The organism is Microlunatus sp. YIM B11417 (assembly GCF_059617205.1).
The window spans coordinates 25,745-45,872 of record NZ_JCAMPJ010000004.1; the positions used below are offsets into that span (position 1 = coordinate 25,745).

At 68.6% G+C, this 20,128-nt stretch carries 18 protein-coding genes; 2 read left to right on the forward strand and 16 right to left on the reverse strand.

Annotated features, from left to right (window positions below; translation table 11 throughout):
* Nucleotides 1–71: 71 nt before the first annotated feature.
* From manD to AC6CCG_RS19725, 9 genes are all read right to left on the reverse strand, one after another.
* A complete protein-coding gene (manD, locus tag AC6CCG_RS19685) occupies nt 72–1,310 on the reverse strand; it encodes a D-mannonate dehydratase ManD (RefSeq protein WP_496656324.1) in 1,239 nt (412 codons plus the stop codon).
* Nucleotides 1,307–2,620 (reverse strand): mannitol dehydrogenase family protein, encoded by a 1,314-nt coding sequence (locus AC6CCG_RS19690; RefSeq protein WP_496656325.1) that lies wholly within the window; start codon nt 2,618–2,620, stop codon nt 1,307–1,309. The genes manD and AC6CCG_RS19690 overlap by 4 nt, the downstream gene beginning before the upstream one ends.
* A 38-nt stretch (nt 2,621–2,658) precedes the next feature.
* Complete coding sequence (locus AC6CCG_RS19695) at nt 2,659–3,858, reverse strand: Gfo/Idh/MocA family protein (RefSeq protein WP_496656326.1); 1,200 nt, start codon at nt 3,856–3,858, stop codon at nt 2,659–2,661.
* Nucleotides 3,855–4,691 (reverse strand): sugar phosphate isomerase/epimerase family protein, encoded by an 837-nt coding sequence (locus tag AC6CCG_RS19700; protein WP_496656328.1) that lies wholly within the window; start codon nt 4,689–4,691, stop codon nt 3,855–3,857. Before AC6CCG_RS19700 ends, AC6CCG_RS19695 begins: the two co-directional genes overlap by 4 nt.
* A 207-nt stretch (nt 4,692–4,898) precedes the next feature.
* Nucleotides 4,899–5,915 carry a LacI family DNA-binding transcriptional regulator gene (locus tag AC6CCG_RS19705; protein WP_496656329.1) on the reverse strand — a complete coding sequence of 339 codons (1,017 nt, stop codon included), beginning with the start codon at nt 5,913–5,915 and terminating at the stop codon, nt 4,899–4,901.
* A 9-nt stretch (nt 5,916–5,924) separates the two neighbouring features.
* Nucleotides 5,925–7,148, reverse strand: a complete 1,224-nt coding sequence (locus tag AC6CCG_RS19710; protein WP_496656330.1) for a glycoside hydrolase family 32 protein — start codon at nt 7,146–7,148, stop codon at nt 5,925–5,927.
* Nucleotides 7,145–8,020 (reverse strand): carbohydrate ABC transporter permease, encoded by an 876-nt coding sequence (locus AC6CCG_RS19715; RefSeq protein WP_496656331.1) that lies wholly within the window; start codon nt 8,018–8,020, stop codon nt 7,145–7,147. The genes AC6CCG_RS19710 and AC6CCG_RS19715 overlap by 4 nt, the downstream gene beginning before the upstream one ends.
* Before the next feature lie 10 nt (nt 8,021–8,030).
* Complete coding sequence (locus AC6CCG_RS19720) at nt 8,031–8,933, reverse strand: carbohydrate ABC transporter permease (protein WP_496656332.1); 903 nt, start codon at nt 8,931–8,933, stop codon at nt 8,031–8,033.
* Nucleotides 8,930–10,315: an ABC transporter substrate-binding protein gene (locus AC6CCG_RS19725; protein WP_496656333.1), complete on the reverse strand. Its 1,386-nt coding sequence runs from the start codon at nt 10,313–10,315 to the stop codon at nt 8,930–8,932. Before AC6CCG_RS19725 ends, AC6CCG_RS19720 begins: the two co-directional genes overlap by 4 nt.
* A gap of 126 nt (nt 10,316–10,441) precedes the next feature.
* Here AC6CCG_RS19725 and AC6CCG_RS19730 point away from each other — a divergent pair, with 126 nt between their 5' ends.
* On the forward strand, nt 10,442–11,932 hold the full coding sequence (locus AC6CCG_RS19730; protein ID WP_496656334.1) for a glycoside hydrolase: 1,491 nt from the start codon (nt 10,442–10,444) through the stop codon (nt 11,930–11,932).
* A 65-nt stretch (nt 11,933–11,997) separates the two neighbouring features.
* Here the strand turns inward: AC6CCG_RS19730 and AC6CCG_RS19735 are convergent, their stop codons facing one another.
* Entirely contained in the window at nt 11,998–13,245 is a 1,248-nt protein-coding gene (locus AC6CCG_RS19735; protein ID WP_496656335.1) for a GNAT family N-acetyltransferase, read from the reverse strand.
* Between the two features lie 108 nt (nt 13,246–13,353).
* Entirely contained in the window at nt 13,354–14,631 is a 1,278-nt protein-coding gene (locus AC6CCG_RS19740; protein ID WP_496656336.1) for an alpha-L-fucosidase, read from the reverse strand.
* A gap of 299 nt (nt 14,632–14,930) precedes the next feature.
* Here AC6CCG_RS19740 and AC6CCG_RS19745 point away from each other — a divergent pair, with 299 nt between their 5' ends.
* Entirely contained in the window at nt 14,931–15,893 is a 963-nt protein-coding gene (locus tag AC6CCG_RS19745; protein ID WP_496656337.1) for a hypothetical protein, read from the forward strand.
* 90 nt (nt 15,894–15,983) lie between these two features.
* On the opposite strand, the gene AC6CCG_RS19750 is transcribed toward AC6CCG_RS19745, so the two are convergent.
* From AC6CCG_RS19750 to AC6CCG_RS19770, 5 genes are read right to left on the reverse strand one after another with little or no spacing between them, the layout of a single operon-like run.
* Complete coding sequence (locus tag AC6CCG_RS19750) at nt 15,984–16,400, reverse strand: type II toxin-antitoxin system VapC family toxin (protein ID WP_496656338.1); 417 nt, start codon at nt 16,398–16,400, stop codon at nt 15,984–15,986.
* On the reverse strand, nt 16,397–16,669 hold the full coding sequence (locus AC6CCG_RS19755) for a type II toxin-antitoxin system VapB family antitoxin (RefSeq protein ID WP_496656339.1): 273 nt from the start codon (nt 16,667–16,669) through the stop codon (nt 16,397–16,399). Before AC6CCG_RS19755 ends, AC6CCG_RS19750 begins: the two co-directional genes overlap by 4 nt.
* Before the next feature lie 32 nt (nt 16,670–16,701).
* The gene (locus AC6CCG_RS19760; protein ID WP_496656340.1) at nt 16,702–17,628 is read right to left on the reverse strand and encodes a carbohydrate ABC transporter permease; all 927 of its coding nucleotides are present in this window, start codon (nt 17,626–17,628) and stop codon (nt 16,702–16,704) included.
* A 2-nt stretch (nt 17,629–17,630) separates the two neighbouring features.
* Nucleotides 17,631–18,569, reverse strand: coding sequence for a carbohydrate ABC transporter permease (locus AC6CCG_RS19765; RefSeq protein WP_496656341.1), 939 nt, complete (start codon nt 18,567–18,569; stop codon nt 17,631–17,633).
* Between the two features lie 6 nt (nt 18,570–18,575).
* Nucleotides 18,576–19,994 (reverse strand): ABC transporter substrate-binding protein, encoded by a 1,419-nt coding sequence (locus AC6CCG_RS19770; protein ID WP_496656342.1) that lies wholly within the window; start codon nt 19,992–19,994, stop codon nt 18,576–18,578.
* Nucleotides 19,995–20,128: the final 134 nt, after the last annotated feature.

Sequence of the window (20,128 nt, forward strand, 5' to 3'; positions counted from 1 at the left end):
GTGCCGACACGGCACTGAACAGCCGAAAGCCCTGAGTCTCAACGACGAGACTCAGGGCTTTCGGTTCATGATCACCAGTCGTGTACGGTCCCGTCGGCCAGCCGGTTGAACGGCAGATAGGCCGTCTGGTACGGGTACTTGCCGGCCTCGTCCACGTCGAGCTCGACCCCGATCCCGGGCTGATCACCCGGATGCAGGTAGCCGTCGTCGAACGTGAACGTCTGCTGGAACGTGGCGTTGGTCTTGTCGCCGTGCTTCATGTACTCCTGGATCCCGAAGTTGTGGATCGCAAGATCAAGATGCAGGGCGGCGGCCATGCCGACCGGCGAGATGTCGGTCGGGCCGTGGATGCCGGACTTGATCTGGTACTGCGCGGCGAACTCCAAGATCTTCTTCAGTTGCGTGATGCCGCCGGTGTGGGTGACCGCGCTGCGCACGTAGTCGATCAACTGCTCGCGGATCAGGGTCTGGTAGTCCCAGACGGTGTTGAAGATCTCGCCGATCGCCAGCGGCGTCGTGGTGTGCTGCCGGACCAGCCGGAGCGCCTCCTGGTTCTCCGCCGGCGTGCAGTCCTCCAGCCAGAACAGGTCGTACGGCTCCAGCGCCTTGCCCAGCTTGGCGGCCTGGATCGGCGTCATCCGGTGGTGGCCGTCGTGCAGCAGCGGCAACTCCGGGCCGAACTCGTTGCGGACTGCCTCGAAGACGCTCGGCAGGTGCCGCAGGTAGGACCGGGTGTCCCAGTCCTCCTCGGTCGGCAGGTTGGCCCGCTGGGCCGGCTCGTAGTCGTACCGCTTGCCCTTGTTGCCCTCGGCGGTCTGGTTGGCCGCGACGCCGTAGATCGCCTTCAGGCCGGGCACGCCGGTCTGCACCCGGATCGCCCGATAGCCCTGCTCCTGATGGGAGCGGATGCTGTCGAACAACGCCTCGGTGGTCGGGCCGCTGGCGTGGCCGTAGGCGAGGATGCCGTTCCGGCTGGCCCCGCCGAGCAACTGGTAGAGCGGCATCCCGGCCGCCTTGGCCTTGATGTCCCACAGGGCCACGTCGACGGCGGCGATGGCGGCCATGGTGACCGGTCCGCGGCGCCAGTAGGCGCTCCGGTAGAGGAACTGCCAGGTGTCCTCGATCCGGTGCGCGTCCCGGTTGATCAACAACGGCACCACGTGGTCGGACAGGTACGACGCGACGGACAACTCGCGGCCGTTCAGGGTGGCGTCACCGAGTCCGGTCAGTCCGTCGTCGGTGGTCAACTTCAGCGTGACGAAGTTGCGGTCCGGCGAGGTGACGATCACCTCGGCGCGTTCGATCTTCACGACTTGTGCTCCTGTAACTCGGTCAGCCGGGCTCCGGTGTCCCGGGCAAGATCATTATCGTCGGCCGCATCCGGGCCGAGCACGCCGAGGGCCAGTCGGACCCGGTCGGCGTCGCTGCTCGCGGCGTTCAGCCGAGTGATCAACTCGGCGGCACCGGCGTCCTTGACCTGGTCGGTGGCCAGGTGCCGGATCCAGGCGGCCACCGCGAGCGGCAGCCCGTCTCCATGATCAAGTCCGACGGCCCGACGGCGCCGGTAGACCTCACCGAACCGGACCGGGAACTTCTGTGAGCCGTCGGCGGCGATCTGGGCCAGCCGGTGCTGGATCCGCGGATTCCCGAACCGCTCCCGCAGAGCGTCCGTGGCTTCGGTGATCTCCGAGTCCTGGAACGGCAGCACGGCGGCAGCGTCGGCCCAGACGTTCTCCATGGCGGCGACGCAGGCCGGGTCGTCCATCGCCTCCGCGACCGTGGCCAGGCCGCGGTGCAACCCGTAGTAGGCGAGCAGCGAATGGGCTCCGTTGAGTAGCCACAATTTTCGCTGCTCGTACGGTTCCACGTCGTCCACCAGCCGTACCCCGGCGGTGTGCCAGGCCGGCCGCCCGGACGGGAAGTCGTCGGTGATCACCCATTCGCTGAACGGCTCGGTCACCACCGGAGCTTGATCATCCCAACCGGACAGCCGCTTCGCGACGACAAGATCATCGGGCGTGGTGGCCGGAGTGATCCGGTCCACCATGCTGGACGGGAACGTGATCGACTCGGCCACCCAGTCGGCCAGCCCGGCGTCCCCGCCGAGCTCACCGACCAGCTCCAGCACCCGGGCACGGAGCATGGTCCCGTTGTCGGTCAGGTTGTCGCAGCAGAGCACGGCGAGCGGCGCGCCACCGGCCCGGAAGCGGGCCCGCAACCCGTCCAGGATTCTTGCCGGAGCAGAGATGCCGGGCTCCCCGGCGGCCAGCCGGTCCGGGTCCTGATCATGGATCCGATAGGCGGCTTCGGTGACCGTGCTGGTCAGCACCCCGGTCGCCGGATCGGCGAGTGCGGCCAGCCAGGCCTCATGATCGCCACCCGGTACGGCGGCGCCCAGACTCTCGATCACGGTCCCATGATCACCGTCGGCGGCGCGCTCGATCAGGGTGTAGCGGCACCCCTGTGCGGTGAGGGTGGCGGCCAGCTCCACCTGACGGCCGGTGAAGGCGGTGATCAGCCAGGGATCGCCCGGCTGATCTTGGTTGGCCCGGTGGGTGTACCAGGCCTGATGGGCGCGGAAGAACGCACCCAGTCCGAGGTGTACGGCGCGAGAGCTCATCGGCGGAGAATCCCTTGTCCCTCAGTGATTCCGTAGACTCACGCGTCCGTCGCGACGTCGACCGGACGGCCCTTGATCACGGCCTCGACGTCGTCGTACTTGCCGTTCAGCACGTCGTCGAACGCGACCGGCTGGCCGAGCGTGGCGGACACGTAGATCGCCCGGACCAGCGCCAGCGAGAGCAGCGCCTCGTTGGTGTCGACCAGCGGCCGGCCGCCGTCCTTGATCGCCGCGGCGATGTCGTCGTACTGCCGCAGATGCCCGGCCAGGAACGCGTTCGGATCGTTCCGGCTGCCGGAGAACTCGTCGTCGGCCTTGCTGGCCTCGGCCTGGTTGGCCCGGGACTTGGCGCTGCGCAGGTTCGCGTCCACCTCGCCGTCGCCGGCGTGCAGGTATTTCAGTTCGTCGTTGTCGATGATCGCCGAGCCGAGCGAGCCGTGCACTTGCAGCCGGACGGTCAGGCCCGGGTAGGCGGCCGTGGTCAGGTGCAGCGCTGCCAGCGCACCGGACTCGAACCGGATCGTCGCCGTCGCGGTGTCCTCGATCTCGATCCGCTCGTGCGCCAGCTGCGCCGTGTGGGCGAAGATCTCGGACGGCCGGCCGAGGAACCAGCGCAGCAGGTCAACCGTGTGCACGCCCTGGTTCATCACCGCACCGCCGCCGTCCAGCGCCCAGGTGCCGCGCCAGTCACCGGAGTCGTAGTACTGCTGGCTGCGGAACCAGGCCATGCTCGCCATCGCCGACGTGACGGTGCCGAGCTTCTTCTCTTCGATGATCTTGCGGACCACCTGGCTGCCCGGATCGAACCGGTGCTGGCTGATCACGCTGACCACCTGGCCGCGCTGCTCGGCGGCCTCGACCAGCCGGGCGAACTCGACCCCGCGCTGGACGCTGACGTCGAGCGGCTTCTCGATCACCACGTGCACGCCGGCGGCCAGGCACTCCTCGGCCTCCTCGATGTGCAGCCCGCTCGGGGTGCAGATCGCGGCCAGGTCCGCTCCGGCGGCGAGCGCCTCGGCGATGCTCCCGTACGAGCTCGGCCGGTCACCGCCGTGTTCCACCACGGCGTCCGCGACCTTCTCCATCGCGGCCGGGTCGGTGTCGACCAGACCGGCGACCACGAACTCCGCGTGCCGGGTCGCGACGACGGCATGGTGCTTGCCGATGACCCCGCAGCCGATGATCACGATCCGGGTCGGTCCGGCTCCAGCCGGTCGCGGAGATGCTTGGCTCGTCATCGAAGGTTCACTCCCTGGGTTTCGGCGAGATGGGCGAAGGCGCGGGCTGCGGTGCCGAACGCAGCCGGTCCGGAGAATCCGCCGAGCTGGCCGGCGAGCGTGAGGTGCGGCTCCAACGAGGCGAAGCCGTCGAAACCATGATCGCGAAGCCCGGCGACGGTCTCGGCCAGTTCGCCGTCGCCCTGACCGGCCGGGACGACCGTGCCGTCGGCGGCGCGGGCGTCCTTGACCTGCAGGTACGCGATGTGCGGCTGGAGCAGATCGAAGCCGTCGGTGTAGGGCCGCACGCCGCACTGGACGAAGTTGGCGTTGTCCCAGGCGATCTTGAGCGCCGGCGAGTCGACCGCGGTGATCAGGTCGTGCACCCGGGACGGCAGGTCGCCGTAGATGTGCTTCTCGTTCTCGTGCAGCAGCACCAGCCCGGCCCGCGCGGCCCGGTCGGCAAGGGCGCCGAGATGGTCGATCACCTGGTCCCGGATCGACTCGACCGCGACACCCTCGGCCCGATAGAAGGAGAAGATCCGGATGAACCCGGCGCCCAGCAGCTCGGCCGCCTTGATCGCCGCATCCAGCCGCTTCAGCTCGTTCTCGAACGGCGCCGCAACGTCGACCTTGCCGATCGGCGAGGCGATCGCGGAGACGCCCATCTCGCGTTCGGTGAGGATTGCCTGCAGCCGAGTGAGTTGATCATCATCGAACTCGACCACATTGGTCCGCCAGGCGCTGCGCACCTCCAGGTACCGCGCGCCGAGTGCCTGCAGGACCGCGATCTGAACCACCGGATCCGGGTCGATCTCGTCCCCGAAACCGGACAAGGTCCACGTCGTGGTCACGCCAACCGACCCTAAGCGGGCAGCCACGAGAGGGGCAAACGCTTGCCATCAGTTGCCAAGGGTTCGCAGTTTTTCACGTCACGTGAAAAGTTCACGCTTTACCAGAGAAGCTTCGTTGGTAAAGCGTCGGTTTTTCACGGGACGTGAAAAACCGACGGGCTGGGCCGGGCGGGGCCGGGCGGGGCGGGAGGGGTCGGCGTGGGAACGTCAGGGGGCTGGCGGGGCGACCGAGTCGCGGCGGATCACGGGGCCGGGCAGGAGGGTGAGGGAGGGCTCGGCGGGAGCGCCGTCGAGGACGTCGAGCAGCCGGGTCATCGCCTGCCAGCCCATCGCGTGGTGCGGCAGCGCGACCGTGGTCAGGGCCGGGGCCATCTCGGGCGCGACGTTCTCGTCGTCGTCGTACCCCATCACCGACAGGTCGCCGGGCACCGAGAGCCCGAGGCCGAGCGCGGCCAGCACGACCCCGACGGCGACCCGGTCGTTGGCGCAGGCGATCGCGGTCGGCCGGTCCGGCCGGTCCAGCACCCGGTGTGCCGCTTCGTAGCCGTCCCGGATGGTCCAGCCGGTCCGGACCGGGCGGCCCGGTTTCAGCCCGGCCGTCCGCAGGGCGTCGCGATGGCCCTGCCAACGTCGCTCGGCCGCCAGGGAGCTCGCCGCCCCGACCAGCGCGGTGATCTTGGTGTGGCCGTGGTCGATCAATTCCTGACAGGCCGCTCGGCCGCCGGCCACCTCGTCCGGTACGAACGCGGCGACCCGACCGGCCGGGTCGATCGCATCGGCCAGGACCGCGGTGCCGGCCTCGGCCGGTTCGCCGAGATCCCAGGAGCGCAAGGACATCGCGGCGAACAGGAAGCCGTCGACCTGACGCTCCTGCAGCGTCGCCACGGCCTGCCGCTCCCGGTCCGGGTCGTCGCCGGTGTCGATCACCAACGGTACGTAACCGCGCGCCAGGGCCGCTTCGGCGGCACCGGTCAGCAGCGCGCCCGCAAAGGCGTGGCTGGCGATCGCGTCGGTGATCACGCCGATCGTGTGGGTCCGTTGCCGACGCAGGTTCACGGCCGCCCGGTTCGGCTGGTACGCCAGCTCGGCGGCGGCCCGCCGGATCGCCTCCTGCTTGTCGGCGGCGATGTTTCCGGCACCGTGGCCGTTCAGCACCATCGAGACGGCCGACCGGGAGACTCCGGCCCGGCGGGCGACGTCCTTCGCGGTCGCTCTGGTCGGCATGCGGTCACCCTATTCCGTACGGTCTCCAGGCAGCCGGAGTTCGTACACGTCGGCGGCTCCGGTGACACTCCAGCCCTCGGCGGGATAGCCGCGGGTCGTGGAGGGGATGCCGGACGAGGGAAAGGCCTCCACCACGGAGCCGTCCACCCACACCTCGGTCGGCTCGTCCACCGTGAGCACCGGAGCACCGTCGGCGACGAGCGTCCCGGGCCCGGCGAACCGGACCAGGAACGAAGGGGCCGTGGGCCCGGTGAGCTTCGCCCCGATCAGGGCCTCGAGCTCGCGCGCCGGCCGACTGGTCAACCGGCCGTCCCGGATCGCCAGCTCACGCGGATGGGTGAGGCTGCCCGCCCAGCCCGCGGCCGCCGCGTCCCCCGGGCTCCGCAACTCCCAGGACCAGCCCCAGAGCAGGGCGCGGCCCTCGGCGGCGAGGACCTGCGGCGCGTAGAACGCGGGCCCGGCGTCCACCGGTCCGCAGCTCTCCGCCCGGAACCTGAGTTGATCACCGTCGCGCTCGAGGTCGCCGATCAGCGCCCGGACCCCGGACAGCTCCCGCTGCTCGGGACTGTCGACGGCGCGCCAGAGCGACACGATGAGGACCCACCGGCCGTCCACCCGGACCAGGTTCGGGCACTCCCAGATGTCGGCCGGCGCGGACTCCGCGGCGACCGGATCGGTGTGGTCCAGCAGGGTCCCGGCCGGCACCCAGTCGGTCAGCTTGTCCACCCGGTACGCCAGCACGGCTGGATCGCCACCCGGCCGGCCGGCCCCGATGATCGCCCAGCGATGATCATCGAACTCGAACAGGAACGGGTCCCGCACATCGGAGAATCGCGGGTCCGCCGGCATCGGCAGCACCGGATGATCATCCTGGCGCCACTCCCCCGAGCCGTCCTCCGCGCGGGCCAGCAGCACGTCGGACCGGCCGGACCGGCCGGTCACCGCCGAGTAGACCGCGGTCGGTGTGCCGTCGTCGTCGACCAGGCAACCCGTGTAACAGCCGTACGCGTCGGGACGGCCGGCTCGCGGTGCCAGCGCCGCTCGTTCGATCCGCCAGTGCAGCAGATCCGGCGACGAGGCGTGGCCCCAGTGGATCCGTTCGTGCCGCATCGACTCCGGATTCCACTGGAAGAAGACGTGCCAGCGGTCGTCGATCCGGGCCAGCCCGTTCGGGTCGTTGATCCAGCCGCGGTCCGGGCGCGGATGCAGCCTGGGGAAGAACGGATCGGTCACTTGCCACTCCCTGCGGTCAGGCCCTCGCGCAGCGGCCGCTGCCCGAAGACGAAAACGATCAAGGCGGGGATCATCGAGATCACCACGCCGGCCAGCACGGTGGCCACCGACCCGGTACCGAGGTTGCCCTGCAGCGACACCAGGCCGAGCGGCAGCGTGAAGTTCTCCTCGCTGATGGTCAAGATCAACGGCCGGAAGAACTCGTTCCAGTGATAGTTGAAGGCCAGGATCCCGACGATCGCCAGGCCCGGTGCGGCGAGCGGCGCGTAGACCAGGAAGAAGGTGCGCCACGGACCTGCACCGTCGATCTCGGCCGCCTCGCCCAGCTCGGTCGGCAGGGTGAGGAAGTACTGCCGCATCAGGAAGGTGCCGAAGGCCGTCGGCAGCGCGGGCACGATCAACGCCAGCAGGGTGTCGGCCAGGCCCATCCCGCGGAGCAGCATGAAGACCGGCACGATGGTCACCTGCAGCGGCACCATCATGGTGGCCAGCACCAGGCCGAACAACAACCGCCGGCCGCGGAACTCGATCTTGGCGAAGACGTAGCCCGCCATCGCCGCAGTGATCATCTGGCCTACCGCGACCAGGATCGTGACCAGCGCGGAGTTCCAGACCAGCAGGCCCAGGTTGACCTGGTCCAGGACGTCGGCGAACGCGGCGATACTGAAGACGCGCTGCCCGGTCTCGGTGTCCAGCGGGGTGAGCGCGGTCCACAGCGTCCAGAGCACCGGCCCGAGGGTGAGCGCGGTCGCGACGACCAGGCCGATCAGTCGGGCCACGTCGGCCGGCGTGATCACGTGTCGTGGACTCCGCCGGACCGGCCCAGTGACGGGTGCGGCCAGTCGGGTCGGCGTGCTGGTGAGTGTCGTCATGATCAACTCCTCACTGGTAGAAGACCAGCCGGCGGCTGATCACGAACTGGGCCGCCGTGGCGGCGATGATGATCAAGGTCAACAGCAGCCCGATCGCGGAGGCGCGGCCGAACTCGAGCTGCCGGAAGGCGGTCTCGAAGATCACCATGACCGCGGTCCGGGTGGCGTCCTCCGGGCCGCCGCGAGTGAGCACGTACGGCTGGTCGAAGATCTGCAGCGCGCTGATCACCGCCATCACCGACGCGACCAGGAGGGTCGGTGAGACCAGCGGCAGGGTGACGTGCCGGAACTGACTCCAGCCTCGGGCCCCGTCGATCGCCGAGGCCTCGTAGACGTCCCGCGGGATACCGGCCAGTCCACCCAGGAAGAGCAGGAAGGTGAAGCCGAAGTTCTGCCAGACGTAGACGGCGATCACCACGGCGGTGGCGCCGGTCGGCGTGGTCAGCCAGCCCACGGCCGGCAGCCCGATCGCCCGTAGCACGGCATTGACCAGCCCGAACTCCTGGTTGAACAGGTACGCCATCACCAACGACACCGAAGCAGCGGACAAGATCAACGGGAAGAACAGCGAGGACCGGAAGAAGGTCCGGAGCCAGCCCGGCAGCCGGCCCTGCACCAGCATGGCCAGGCCGAGCGACAGGGCCAGCTGAAGCAGCACGGCGATGATCACGAAGCCGAACGTGTTGAGGAAGCTGGTCCGCACCGTCGGGTCGGCGCCGATCGAGGCGAAGTTGTCCAGCCCGATGAACTCCGGCGTGCTGATCACGTCCCAGCGGAAGAACGCCAGCACCAGCGAGGCGACGATCGGGATCAGGACGAAGACGCCGATGCCGATCATGGTCGGCGCGAGGAAGACCGCGGCCAGCAGGCGGCGTTGGTTGCGTCGACGGCCGGGATTCGCCGTGGTGATCATGAGGACCTCCGCAGGGCTCGGGTCAGGTCGCGGTCCATCGCGCCGAGCACACGGCGCAGGTTCTGCGGCGGACCGGTGACGGCCGACTGAACGTGTTTGATCATGGCCGTCTCCACGGCCGCCTGGTTCGGTGGTGCCGGGATCGGCGCCGTGTCGCCGAACTTGTCCAGGGTGTCGTAGAAGACCTTCCAGTGCTTCGGTCCGCGGCCCTGAAGCCAGTCCTCGGTGATCACCGAGCGGCGGGCCGGCGTGGTGTTCGGTGTCGGAATGGCCAGCCGGACCGCCTCCGGGGTGAGGCAGAACCTGATCCACTCCCAGGCCGCGTCCTTGCGCGGCGATTCGCGCATGATCGCGTACCCGTCGGCGCCGAACTGATGCCGCTGGCCGCGCATCCGGGGGAAGTAGCAGACGTCGTACTGCTCGGACGACATGCCGCCCTCGTAGAGTCCGTCCATCCAGAAGCCGCCGGCCGGCGTCATGCCGATGTGGCCGCGGGCGAACCGGGACACCAGCTCCGACCCGCCGCCCTGGGCCGGCGAGCTGCCCAGACCTTCGGCAGTCAGCTCGGCCAGGTACGCGAAGCTCTCCTCCACCCGCGGATCCAGGGCATTCGACTGCTCGTACGCGAAGCCGCCGCCCCGGCCGGTCTCCTCGGGATAGAAGTCCGACCAGAGCCAGTCCCCGCCCGGCATCCTCCGGGTGGACAGGATTGAGGTGTCGTTGACATACAGCCACGGCACGACACCGCCCCAGAGCCGGTTGGTCCAGAAGAACGCCCGGAAGTCGGGACCGGCCGCCCGGGTCAGGGCCCGTGCCGTGTCCCGGAAGTCCTCGGCCGTCCAGTCGTCGGCGGGCCGGTCCAGCCCCGCCGCACGGAACAGCTCGGCGTTGTAGTAGAGGTTGGCCGCGTTGAAGCCGTTCGGCACCTGGAACAGGCTGCCCTGGTACATGAACGACTCCACCAGCGCCGGGTGCACGTCGGCGAAGTAGTCGCGCAGTTCGTCGGCATCCCTGCGGACATAGGGATCCAGCGGTTCGCCCAGCCGTTCGGCGAACAGCTGGGTGCCCTCGGTGGCAACCAGCACCAGGTCCGGTGGCGTACCGGCCGCGACCAGGGTCAGGATCTTGGCCAGGAAGTCGCTCCAGTCGACGCCCTGGATCGGACGGATCTGGACCCGGATGTCGGGATGCCGTTCCCGGAACGCGGCGACCAACTGCGATCGGGCGGCGGCGTCCTGCGCGGTGCCGAACAGGCAGATCGTGAGCACGTCCTCGCCGCGGCCCGGGATGTCCTGGGCGGTCAGCCGCGGCCAGGAGAGCGCGGTACCGACCGCGGTGGCGCCGAGTGCGCCGATCACGGCTCGGCGGGAAAGGTCGACCATGGGTTCACCTCCCTGTGAACTCGTCGATTCCTGACACGTGTCAGGTCTTCGGATGCTTTACTGTCTCCCAGGACCTGACACGTGTCAAGTGCTCGACGAGGAGGAGTTGTGTCCGAGGTGTTCCCTGTGTCTGACGTGTTCTTCGGGCCGCCCGGAGCCTGGGTCGGTGACGTCATCCCGTTCCGGCACCACGGCCGGTTCTGGCTGTTCTACCTGTACGAGACGCGCGCCGGCGGCCCCACCACCCCACGACCTTCTTCTCCTCCGCTGCGCTCCCCCGAACAAGGTCGCGGGGACCCCGGAGGTATGCCCTGGGCGCTGGTGTCGACCACCGACTTCGTCCGCTTCCATGATCACGGCGTAGTGCTGCCCAGCGGCGGCACGGAGGCCCTGGATTTCAACGCCTACACGGGTTCCGTGGTGATCGACGGCGACCGGGCGCACTTGTTCTACACCGGCCACAATCCACACCGGCTCGGCCCGGACGGCCAACCGGAACAGGTGGTGCTGCACGCGACCGGCGATCAGGAACTGATCACCTGGCAGAAGGAGCCGGACTTCGCGGTGCGTCCGACGGCCGGCTACGAGACCGCGGACTGGCGGGACCCGTTCGTCTTCCGGACCGGGCCTGACCAGGAGTGGCGGATGCTCGTCTCGGCCCGGCACGACACCGGTCCGGACCGGCGGCGCGGCGTGATCGCCCAGCTCACCTCGGCCGACCTGGTGACCTGGCGGCCGGCCGAGCCGTTCTGGAGCCCCGGCCGCTACCTCGCCCTCGAGTGCCCGGACGTGTTCCGGATCGGCGACTGGTGGTATCTCGTCTACTCCGAGTTCTCCGAGTCCTTCACCACCCGGTACCGGCTGGCGCGCGACCCGGACGGCCCCTGGCTGGTGCCCGAGTCCGATGCGATCGACGGCCGGGCCTACTACGCCGCGAAGTCGGTCGGCGACGGCGAGCGGCGCTTCTTCTGCGGCTGGATCGCCACCAGGGAAGGGGATTCCGACGACGGCGCGTACCAGTGGGCCGGGACGCTGTCGATCGTGGAGGCCCGGCAGCGGCCGGACGGCACGCTCGCCTTCGGGCTGCCGCCGGAGCTGACCGCGAGCTTCGCGACCTCGGTGCCGACGAGTCTCGCGGATCCGCGCCGGCTGGCGGCGGCCGGGCTGGCCGTCGCCGTCGACGACGTCGACCTGCCCGGGACCACCCGGATCACGGCGCGGTTCACCTGGACGGACCCGGTCACCGAGTGCGGGCTGCTGCTGCGAACCGACGCCGAAGGTGAGATCGGCTACCGGCTCCGGCTGGAACCGCGGCGGAACCGGGTCGTCCTGGATCGCTGGCCGCGGCGACGCATCGGCGACGAGCAGTGGCAGCTGTCCGGCGACGTCCCGTACGCGATCGAACTGGAACGCCCCTGCCCGCTACCGCCCGGCCAGCACACGATCGAGTTGATCATGGACGGCTCCGTGCTGGTGGCGGTGATCGACGACGCTGTGGTGCTGAGTGCGCGCGTGTACGACCACCGCTCCGGCCGGCTCGGAGTCTTCGCCGGCGAGGGCACGGTCGACGTCTCGGACGTCACCGTCAGCACCCGCCGTGACCACGACGCTCCCTGAGCTTGTCGAAGCGCGAGCCACAACGGGCCTGGCCCTTCGACAGGCTCAGGGAACGAAGGGGATGATCAGAAGTCGTCCGGGCAGTGCGGGGCGCGCGGCCAGCTGAACGCGAGGGTGGTGGCCTGCACGCTGCCGGGCGTGTGCTCCCCGATCAGGCCGGCCCGGTGCAGCGCGGTCAGCGGCGTGCCGCCGAGGTAGATCGCGCCGAGATCGCGCACGTTCAGGCTGAGGTCGGCGGCCGCATCGGTCCGGGTCACCTCCGCGCCCTCCGGCCCGCCCTGCAACCGGTAGCGACCGGCCAGGTCCGGCAGGAACGGATCGGCGACGTCGAAGACCACGTCCAGGTCGGTCGCGTACTTGCGGGCCGCCAGGGCCCGGGTCAGGTCGGTCAGCCGGGCGTACGTCGCGTCGTGCCACTCGGTCTTGATCGCCCGCTGATCGGCGACCAGCTGACGCAGCGGCTCGTCGGTCGGCACGCTGTGGAAGCGGAACTTCCGGATCAGGTCCAGGTCCAGCAGGAACCGCCACAGCCGGGCATAGCCCTGCGGGGTCGCGGCATCGAGCTCGTTGATCATGACCTCGCCGCCGTCGTCGGTCCACTTGGTCCGGAAGGCGGCGTATCCGTCCGGGGTCCCGTCGGCCGCGAAGTGCAGCAGGTAACGCCGTTCCGAGTTGCCGCGGCGCCGGTTCTCCGGATCGTGCGCGATCGAGTCCCATTCGAGCTTGGTCCGGTTCAGCGCGCCGGGCCGGTCGGCCAGGAAGCTCTCCCGTACCCCGGGCGCCACCGACAGCGCCTCGTCCTTGCTCACCTCGTCGACCGACCCGTCGCCGAGGTCGACGCCAGGCAGGAATGTCATGTCCCGGGTCGCGCCGGAGATGCTCAGCTGCGAGGTGGTCCGGCCGTACCCGAAGCGGCCGTAGATCAGAGATTCGGACGCCCACAGCAGCGCCAGCGGTTCGGTCCCGCGGGCGATCACGTCCTGGGTCAGTTGGTGCCGCATCATCTGGGTCAGCAACCCGCGCCGGCGATAGCCGGGCGCCACCGTCACCACGGTGACCGCGGCCACCGGGACCGAGCCGCCGGGCGTCGTCATCACCCGCGTGTACGCACCGGTGCTGGACACCCAGCGCCCGTCGACCGTGAAGCCGAAGTTCCGCTCCGGCTCGATCTGTTCGACGCCGGGGCCCCAGTCGTCGGCGTTGAAGGTGTCGTGGAACCCCCGCGAGACGGCCTTGAGATAGTCCTCCCGGGTCTCCTCGGTGACGGTACGGAGTTCCGGGGTCGCCCGATGCGGCGCAGTACGTGCAGACATGCCGACAGTCAACCCGATGATTCAACCCCCTGCACGCCATTTCCGGTGCCCGGGTCGGGGCGGATGCGCGGTCCGGACCGAGGCACGCGCATCCGCCATCGGGCGGACCTACTTCAGGAAGATCTCGACGACCGGCACGGCGACGTTGGGCGGCCGGACCGGCAGGGTCAGGGTGACCGTGCCCTCCGACTCCGCGCCGGGGCTGGTGTTCTGCGCGACGGCGTGTGGATCCGCCTCCGAGAAGGCGATCTCGGACGCGTCGTGCAGGAACTGTGCGTACTCGACCTTGCCGCCCAGCCCGCTCAGGTGGACGTGCTTCAGCGGCCACGAGAACAGGTGCAGGTAGAGCCGGTCACCGCGCTGGGTGTAGCGGCAGTCCACCGGAGCGGTGAACTCGGACGGACCGGCGCCGTAGATCGACCTGCTGTTGTACGCCATCCAGTCGCCGATCTCGGCCAGCGAGGCGCGCGCCCGCGGATCGATCTCGCCGCGGCCGGTCGGGCCGACGTTGAGCAGCAGGTTGCCACCCTTGGAGACGCCGTCGATCAGCATCTTGATCAACAACTCGGGCGACTTGTAGTCGTCGTTGTCCCGGTCGTAGCCCCAGCTCCCGTTCAGGGTCTGGCACGCCTCCCAGACCACCGGCTTGCCGTCCTCCAGCATCGGGCCGCTCGGCTGGTACTGCTCCGGCGTGACCAGGTCGCCCGGGATGTCCAGCCGGTCGTTGATCACGATGTTCGGCTGCAGCTCCCGGCAGAGCGCCATCAGCTTCTCCGAGTCCCAGTCCTCGTGGCCCTTGCCCGGCGCGCCCCCGTTCGGGTGCTCCCGGCCGGGGTAGGAGAAGTCGAAGAACAGGTAGTCGATCTGGCCGTAGTCGGTGAGCAGCTCGCGGACCTGGCCGTGCAGGTACTCCCGGTAGCGGGCCATGTCGCGGCCCTCGTTCTGCTGCGGGATGTCGTCGTCCTCGCGCCGCGGATTGATCACGTCGATCGTGTAGTCGGGGTGATGCCAGTCGATCAGCGAGTGGTAGAACCCGACCTTCAGCCCGGCCGCGCGCAGCGCCTCGACGTAGGGGCGGATCGCGTCCTTGCCGTGCGGGGTGTTGGTGATCTTGTAGTCGGTCAGCTTGGAGTCCCAGAGGCAGAAGCCCTCGTGGTGCTTCGTGGTCAGCACGACGTACTTCATGCCGGCTTCCTTGGCTGTCGCCGCCCACTGCTCCGGGTCGTACAGATCGGCCTCGAAGTAGCGCAGGTAGCGCTCGTAGTCGGCGATCCGGGTCTGCTCGCGATGCATCACCCACTCGTGCCGCGCCGGCAGCGCGTACAACCCCCAGTGGACGAACATCCCGAACCGGTCGTGGGTGAACCATGCGTGGTCCTGCGTCATCGCCTACGCTCCTCCGAATTCATCTGATGATTGATCTCGATTCAATCAAGAATCGGCTCGATATGCCAGCAGTTCCGGGCCTGGATTTGAATTCGTCGGACAGCGCTCGTGAGTTATTGGAACACTTGTGCCGATCCATTGACGGCCACTTAGGGCCGGGTTACCTTCAGTCGACGCTCTGTCGTTCGCGCGTCATGCAACCGATAGCAAGCGTCAAGTCTGTGGAAATGTCGATCGAGCAGTGTCGCCCTGTCACAGCGCGCAGCTGCGTCGTTCATCACCGAGGGGGAAAGTCGATCATGAAAGCGCGTACCGTCCTTGCGCTGGCCTCGTTGGCCGGCATCGCTCTGGCCGGAGCCGTCACCACCACGGCCTCCGCCGATCTCGTCACCCGGTGCGTCGGCACCGGCGGCGCGGTCACCGTGCCCGGCGATCTCGTCGTCCCGGCCGGCAAGTCCTGTGTCCTCGAGGGCACCACGGTGGAAGGAAAGGTGACCGTCCAGGCCGGGGCAGATCTGGTCGTCACCGACGGCGTCTTCAAGGGTGTCGTCGTGGTGGCCGAGGACGGCTACCTCGACGCTTACAACACCACGGTGGCCGGCAAGGTCACCAGCCGCGGCGGCTACGGCGTCACCTTCGGGGCGTCCACGCTGTCGGCCGGCTACGCGGGCCAGGCGCCGAGCGACGAGACGATCGTCCCGTTCGCGTACTTCGAGGACAGCAAGATCACCAAGAACGTGCAGTCCGCCTCCGGTGAGCTGTACGTCGGCGGCAGCAGCGTCGCCGGTTCGGTGTCCGGCGCCGGCACCGCGTACGCCGACGTGATCGACACCACCCTGACCGGCGGCCTGACCGTCACCGGCAACGTCGACGGCTCCGTCGTCTGTGGCAGCGAGATCGACGGCGCGGCGACCTTCGACGGCAACGGCACCGTTCAGGTGGGCGGCGGCAGCCTGATCGACGACTGCTCCGATGTGAACTACTTCGGCGGCAACGTCACCATCGCCAACAACAACGGCGGCGTCGCGGTGATCGGCAACATCATCCGCGGCAACCTCGGTGGCGAGGGCAACGACCCGGCTCCGGTCGGTGCGGACAACCGGGTCCGCGGCGCGCTGTCCGGTCAGTTCGTCGACCTGCAGCCGCCGGCCGCCGCTCGCCGGGCTGCCCCGGAGGACCGGCTGGTCGAGCTGAAGGGCAAGGTCGCCGAGCGCAAGGCGGCCGCGGTCAGCGAGGGGCAAGAGGCCGGCAAGGCCTTCTGATCCTCCGTCGCTGACGTAGCGCTCCGTAACACCAGAGATCCCCTGCGGCACGGTCCCAGCCGTGCCGCAGGGGATCTTTTTTGATCTTGATCAGCTGCCGTCATCCACAAGATCAACATCGGTCTGTGGAAAGTCGTCGCCGAGGCAGAGCAGCGGATCTCCGGACAGCCGGGCGACCGCGTAGGTGAGGCAGTCACCGAAGTTCAGGGCCGCAGGGTGCCGTCCCTTGCCATAGCGGGCGAACGCATCCACGGCGACCGTCCAATGCCGATCGTCCATCGGGACGACCTCGACGCCCGCCTCCTCGACGAACCTGGCCAGCAAGGTCTTTCCGGGCAGCCCGATCCGAGCCACCAGGACGATCCCGGCCTCGACCAAGGCCGGCGCGCCGACCCGGATCGTGGTCGCCTCGCTGAGCCTGTCGATCAATTTCTTGCTGGCCGGCTCGGCCGTCAGCACGGCGATCAGGGCCGAGGAGTCCAGCACCATCGCTGAGGGTGTGGTCACACACCCTCAGACGCGGTACCGAGAAGCTCCTCCCGCTCGGCCTTGGTGATCTCCACCCCGCGGACTTCGAGGGGAAGCTGCGGCCACGCCTCGTCCACCAGGAACCGACGCAGCCGATCCGTCCGGGCGCCGCGTTGATGCGCCCGGAGCACCCGTTCGAGCCGCTCCTCGAGCGCGCTTCGGATCGCCCCGGTCTTCGTGTCCGAGGTGAGGCGGGCGACCTCGGCAGCCAGCTCCTCGGTCCTGGCGTCCTTGATGTTCAGTGCCATGGTGTAAAGGTAGCTCGAATGGTGTAGTTCCACTACCCCTTGACGCCGGTCAGGGTGATGCCCTGGATGAACGTGCGCTGGGCGATGAAGAACAGGATGATCACCGGCAGCACGGCGAGCGTGCTGACCGCCATCAGCGGGCCGAACTCGGTCGCGTACTCGCCCTTGAAGAAGTTCAGGCCGAGCGAGATCGTGTAGAGGTTCGGGTCGGTCAGGTAGATCAGCGGGCCGAGGAAGTCGTTCCAGGACACCAGGAACTGGAACAGCCCGACGGCCACCAGGGCCGGTTTGATCAAGGGCAGGATCACCCGGGTGAAGATCTGCCACTCGTTCGCACCGTCGATCCGGGCGCTCTCCGACAACTCCTTCGGCAGCGACCGGAGGAACTGCCGGAGCAGGAAGATGTAGACCGGCACGCCGAGCCAGTGCGGCAAGATCAACGGGACCCACGTGTTGGTCAGGCCGAAGGTCCGGAAGATCTCGAACGCCGGGAACATCGTCACGTAGAACGGGATCATCATCGTCGCCAGGATGATCACGAACAGCACGTTCCGGCCCGGCCACTCGATCCGGGCCAGGCCGTACCCGACCATGGCCGAGGAGATCACGGCGCCGATCACCGAGAGCAGCGAGATGATCACCGTGTTGAGGAAGTACTGCGCCAGCGGGAACAACTGTCCGGCCTGGGCGAAGTTGTCGAAGGTGATCTCGTCCGGGATCCAGACGATCGGGCTGGCGTTCAGGTCGGCGGCGGTCTTGAAGGCGCCGGTCGCCATCCAAATCAACGGGATCAGGAAGATGATCGACAGGCCGATCAGGACGGCATGCTTGGCCAGGCCGGTGAGCAGTCGGGACCAGAACGGTCGGCGCCGCACTTCAAGATCACGACGGCCCACGTCGGCCAGGGTCTGCTCGCGCTGTTCACCGAGGACGGCGTCGTCGGCAACGGTGTTCGACATGATCAGTTCCCCCCGTAGTAGACCCGGCGGCCGACGGTACGGAAGACGATCACCGCACAGACGGCCGCGAGGACGAACAGGACCCAGGCCATCGCGCTGGCGTAGCCGACCTTGAAGAACGCGAAGATGTTCTGATACAGGTACATCCCCGCGACCATGGTGGACCCGGCCGGGCTGCCGGTGCCGCTGGTCAGCACGAAAACCTCGGTGAAGTACTGGAACCCGGCGATCAGGCCGGTCACCAACGCGAACAGCAGATGCGGCGACATGAACGGCAGCGTCACGTGCCGGAACCGGGAGAAGACCCCGGCGCCGTCGATCTTGGCCTGCTCGTAGAGCTGCACCGGCACGTCCTGCACACCGGCGAGCATGATCACCATCAGGTTGCCGACGCCCCAGACCGCCATGATGATCAAGGCGGGCTTGGCCCAGTCCGGATCGGCCAGCCAGGACGGGCCGTCGATGCCGATCTTGCCCAAGATCGAATTCAGCACGCCGTACTGCGGGTTGAACACGTAGGACCAGATCACGGCGGAGGCGACCAGCGGCACGATGCTCGGGATGAAGAAGATCACCCGATAGACCGATCGCCCACGGACGTTGAGGTTCAGCAACAGGGCCAGCGACAGTGCGGTGACGATGCCGAGCGGCACCGACCAGATGAGGATGTAGACCGTGTTCCCCATCGCCTGCCAGAAGATCGAATCACCGAACAGGTCGGCGTAGTTGTCGAAGCCGAGCCAGCGGCCCGGCGTCAGCATGGTGCCGGAGGTGAAGCTCGCCTGCAGCGAGCGCAGCACCGGGTAGGCGGTGAAGATCAACAAGCCGGCGATCGCCGGTGAGCAGAAGATCAAACCCCATTTGATGTTGCTCTTGGTCTGGCGGGACATCGGGCGCCGGCGCGCTGTGGCCGGGGCCCGGTCCGCGGTGACTGTGGCCATCGGTGATCACCCCACCCGTTCGAATCGTTCGGCCTCGCGGAGGCTGAGTTCCTTGACCCGCTGCAAGGCCTGCTGGGCGGTCAGCTGCCCGTACACGGCGGCCATCACCTGGGTCTCCATCTGCTGGTGGTGGAACTCGCTGACCGTGATCAACGGCCGGGTGTGCTCCATCTTGCTCAAGGTCTCGTGGTAGACCCCGGCGTCCGGGTCGTTGGCGATCACCTGGTTGACCGGCGCCTTCGCGTACCCGACCGGGAAGCCGATGTTGTCCCACTGGGTCTGCGTCCCCTCGTCGGAGATCGAGAACCACTTGATGAACTCCCAGGCCGCGTCCGGCTCCTTGGCGGCGGCCGGGACGAAGCAGGACCAGCCGCCGAGCCAGGCTCCCTCACCGGGCCGGCTGGCTCCCGGCGGTGCGTACGGCAGCAGGGTGGCACCGATCTCGATCTCCGGGTGCAGCTGCTTGATCTGCAACAGGTTCGGCGTGACCAGGCAGGCCATGCCGAGCTTGCCGGTGGAGAACGGGTGCAGTTGCAGCGACGGCGGAGCGATCGCGGCCGCCTCGGCGCCGCCGATGCTCTGCGCGGACTTGGTCATCCATTCCAGCGCCCGGATGTTCGGCTCGTCGTCCGTGGTGGCCTCGTTGGTGCCGTCCTTCCAGAACTTGCCGCCGAACGAGTAGCCCCAGGTGAGCATCGAGTTGCCGCCGCCGTACTGGTTCCAGGGCATGATCCCGATCTGGGTCGCCTGACCGCCCTCGACCCGGTTGATCTCCGCCGCCATCGCGTCGATCTCCTCGATCGTGGTCGGCGGCCGTTCCGGGTCCAGGCCGCACTCCTCGAACAACCCCTTGTTCCAGAAGAACGGGAAGTTCGCGTCGGCGTCCCACTGCACGCTCCAGACCCGGTCCTGGTAGGCCATGCTGGCCGCGCAGACCGGGAAGAAGTCGTCCAGCCGGATCCCGTCGCGCTCGAAGTACGGCGTCAGGTCCTTCATGATCCCGAGCGAGGTCCAGCTCGGCGCCAGCGCGGCGTCGCAGAAGCCGATGTCCGGCGCCTGGCCGCCCGCGATCGCGGTGAACAGCTTCTGCTGGATGGTGCTGCCGCCGCCCGGCGTCGGAGCGAAGGTCACCCGGACGGCGATCTCGTCCTGCGCCTCCTCGAACGCCTTGGCGCACTGGACCAGGCCGCTGCCGACCGTGGACCCCCAGATGTTGTAGATCTCGATGGTCTTCTTGCGCCCCGGTGCCGGCTCCTTGTTCGGCCGTACCGCGGTCGCGTCCCGTCCGGAACTGACCACCGAGCAGCCGGCGCCCGCGCCGACGGCGAGGCCCGCGGTCAGCAGGCCTCCCGCTCGGAGCAGCGAGCGCCGGGACAGTGATGGTCGTTCGGTCGAACCCCGATCCGGGCTTGCAGCATCGGTCACCGGCACGCACCCCCTCGTACGTCGATCCGCGATTGAATCGTTTTGATCGTGGATTCAAAACACTAGGCCAGGCCTCACGGGCGGTCAATAGCTCCGGGCCGCGGGCGGCCGGTTGGGTCCACTGATACCTTTCA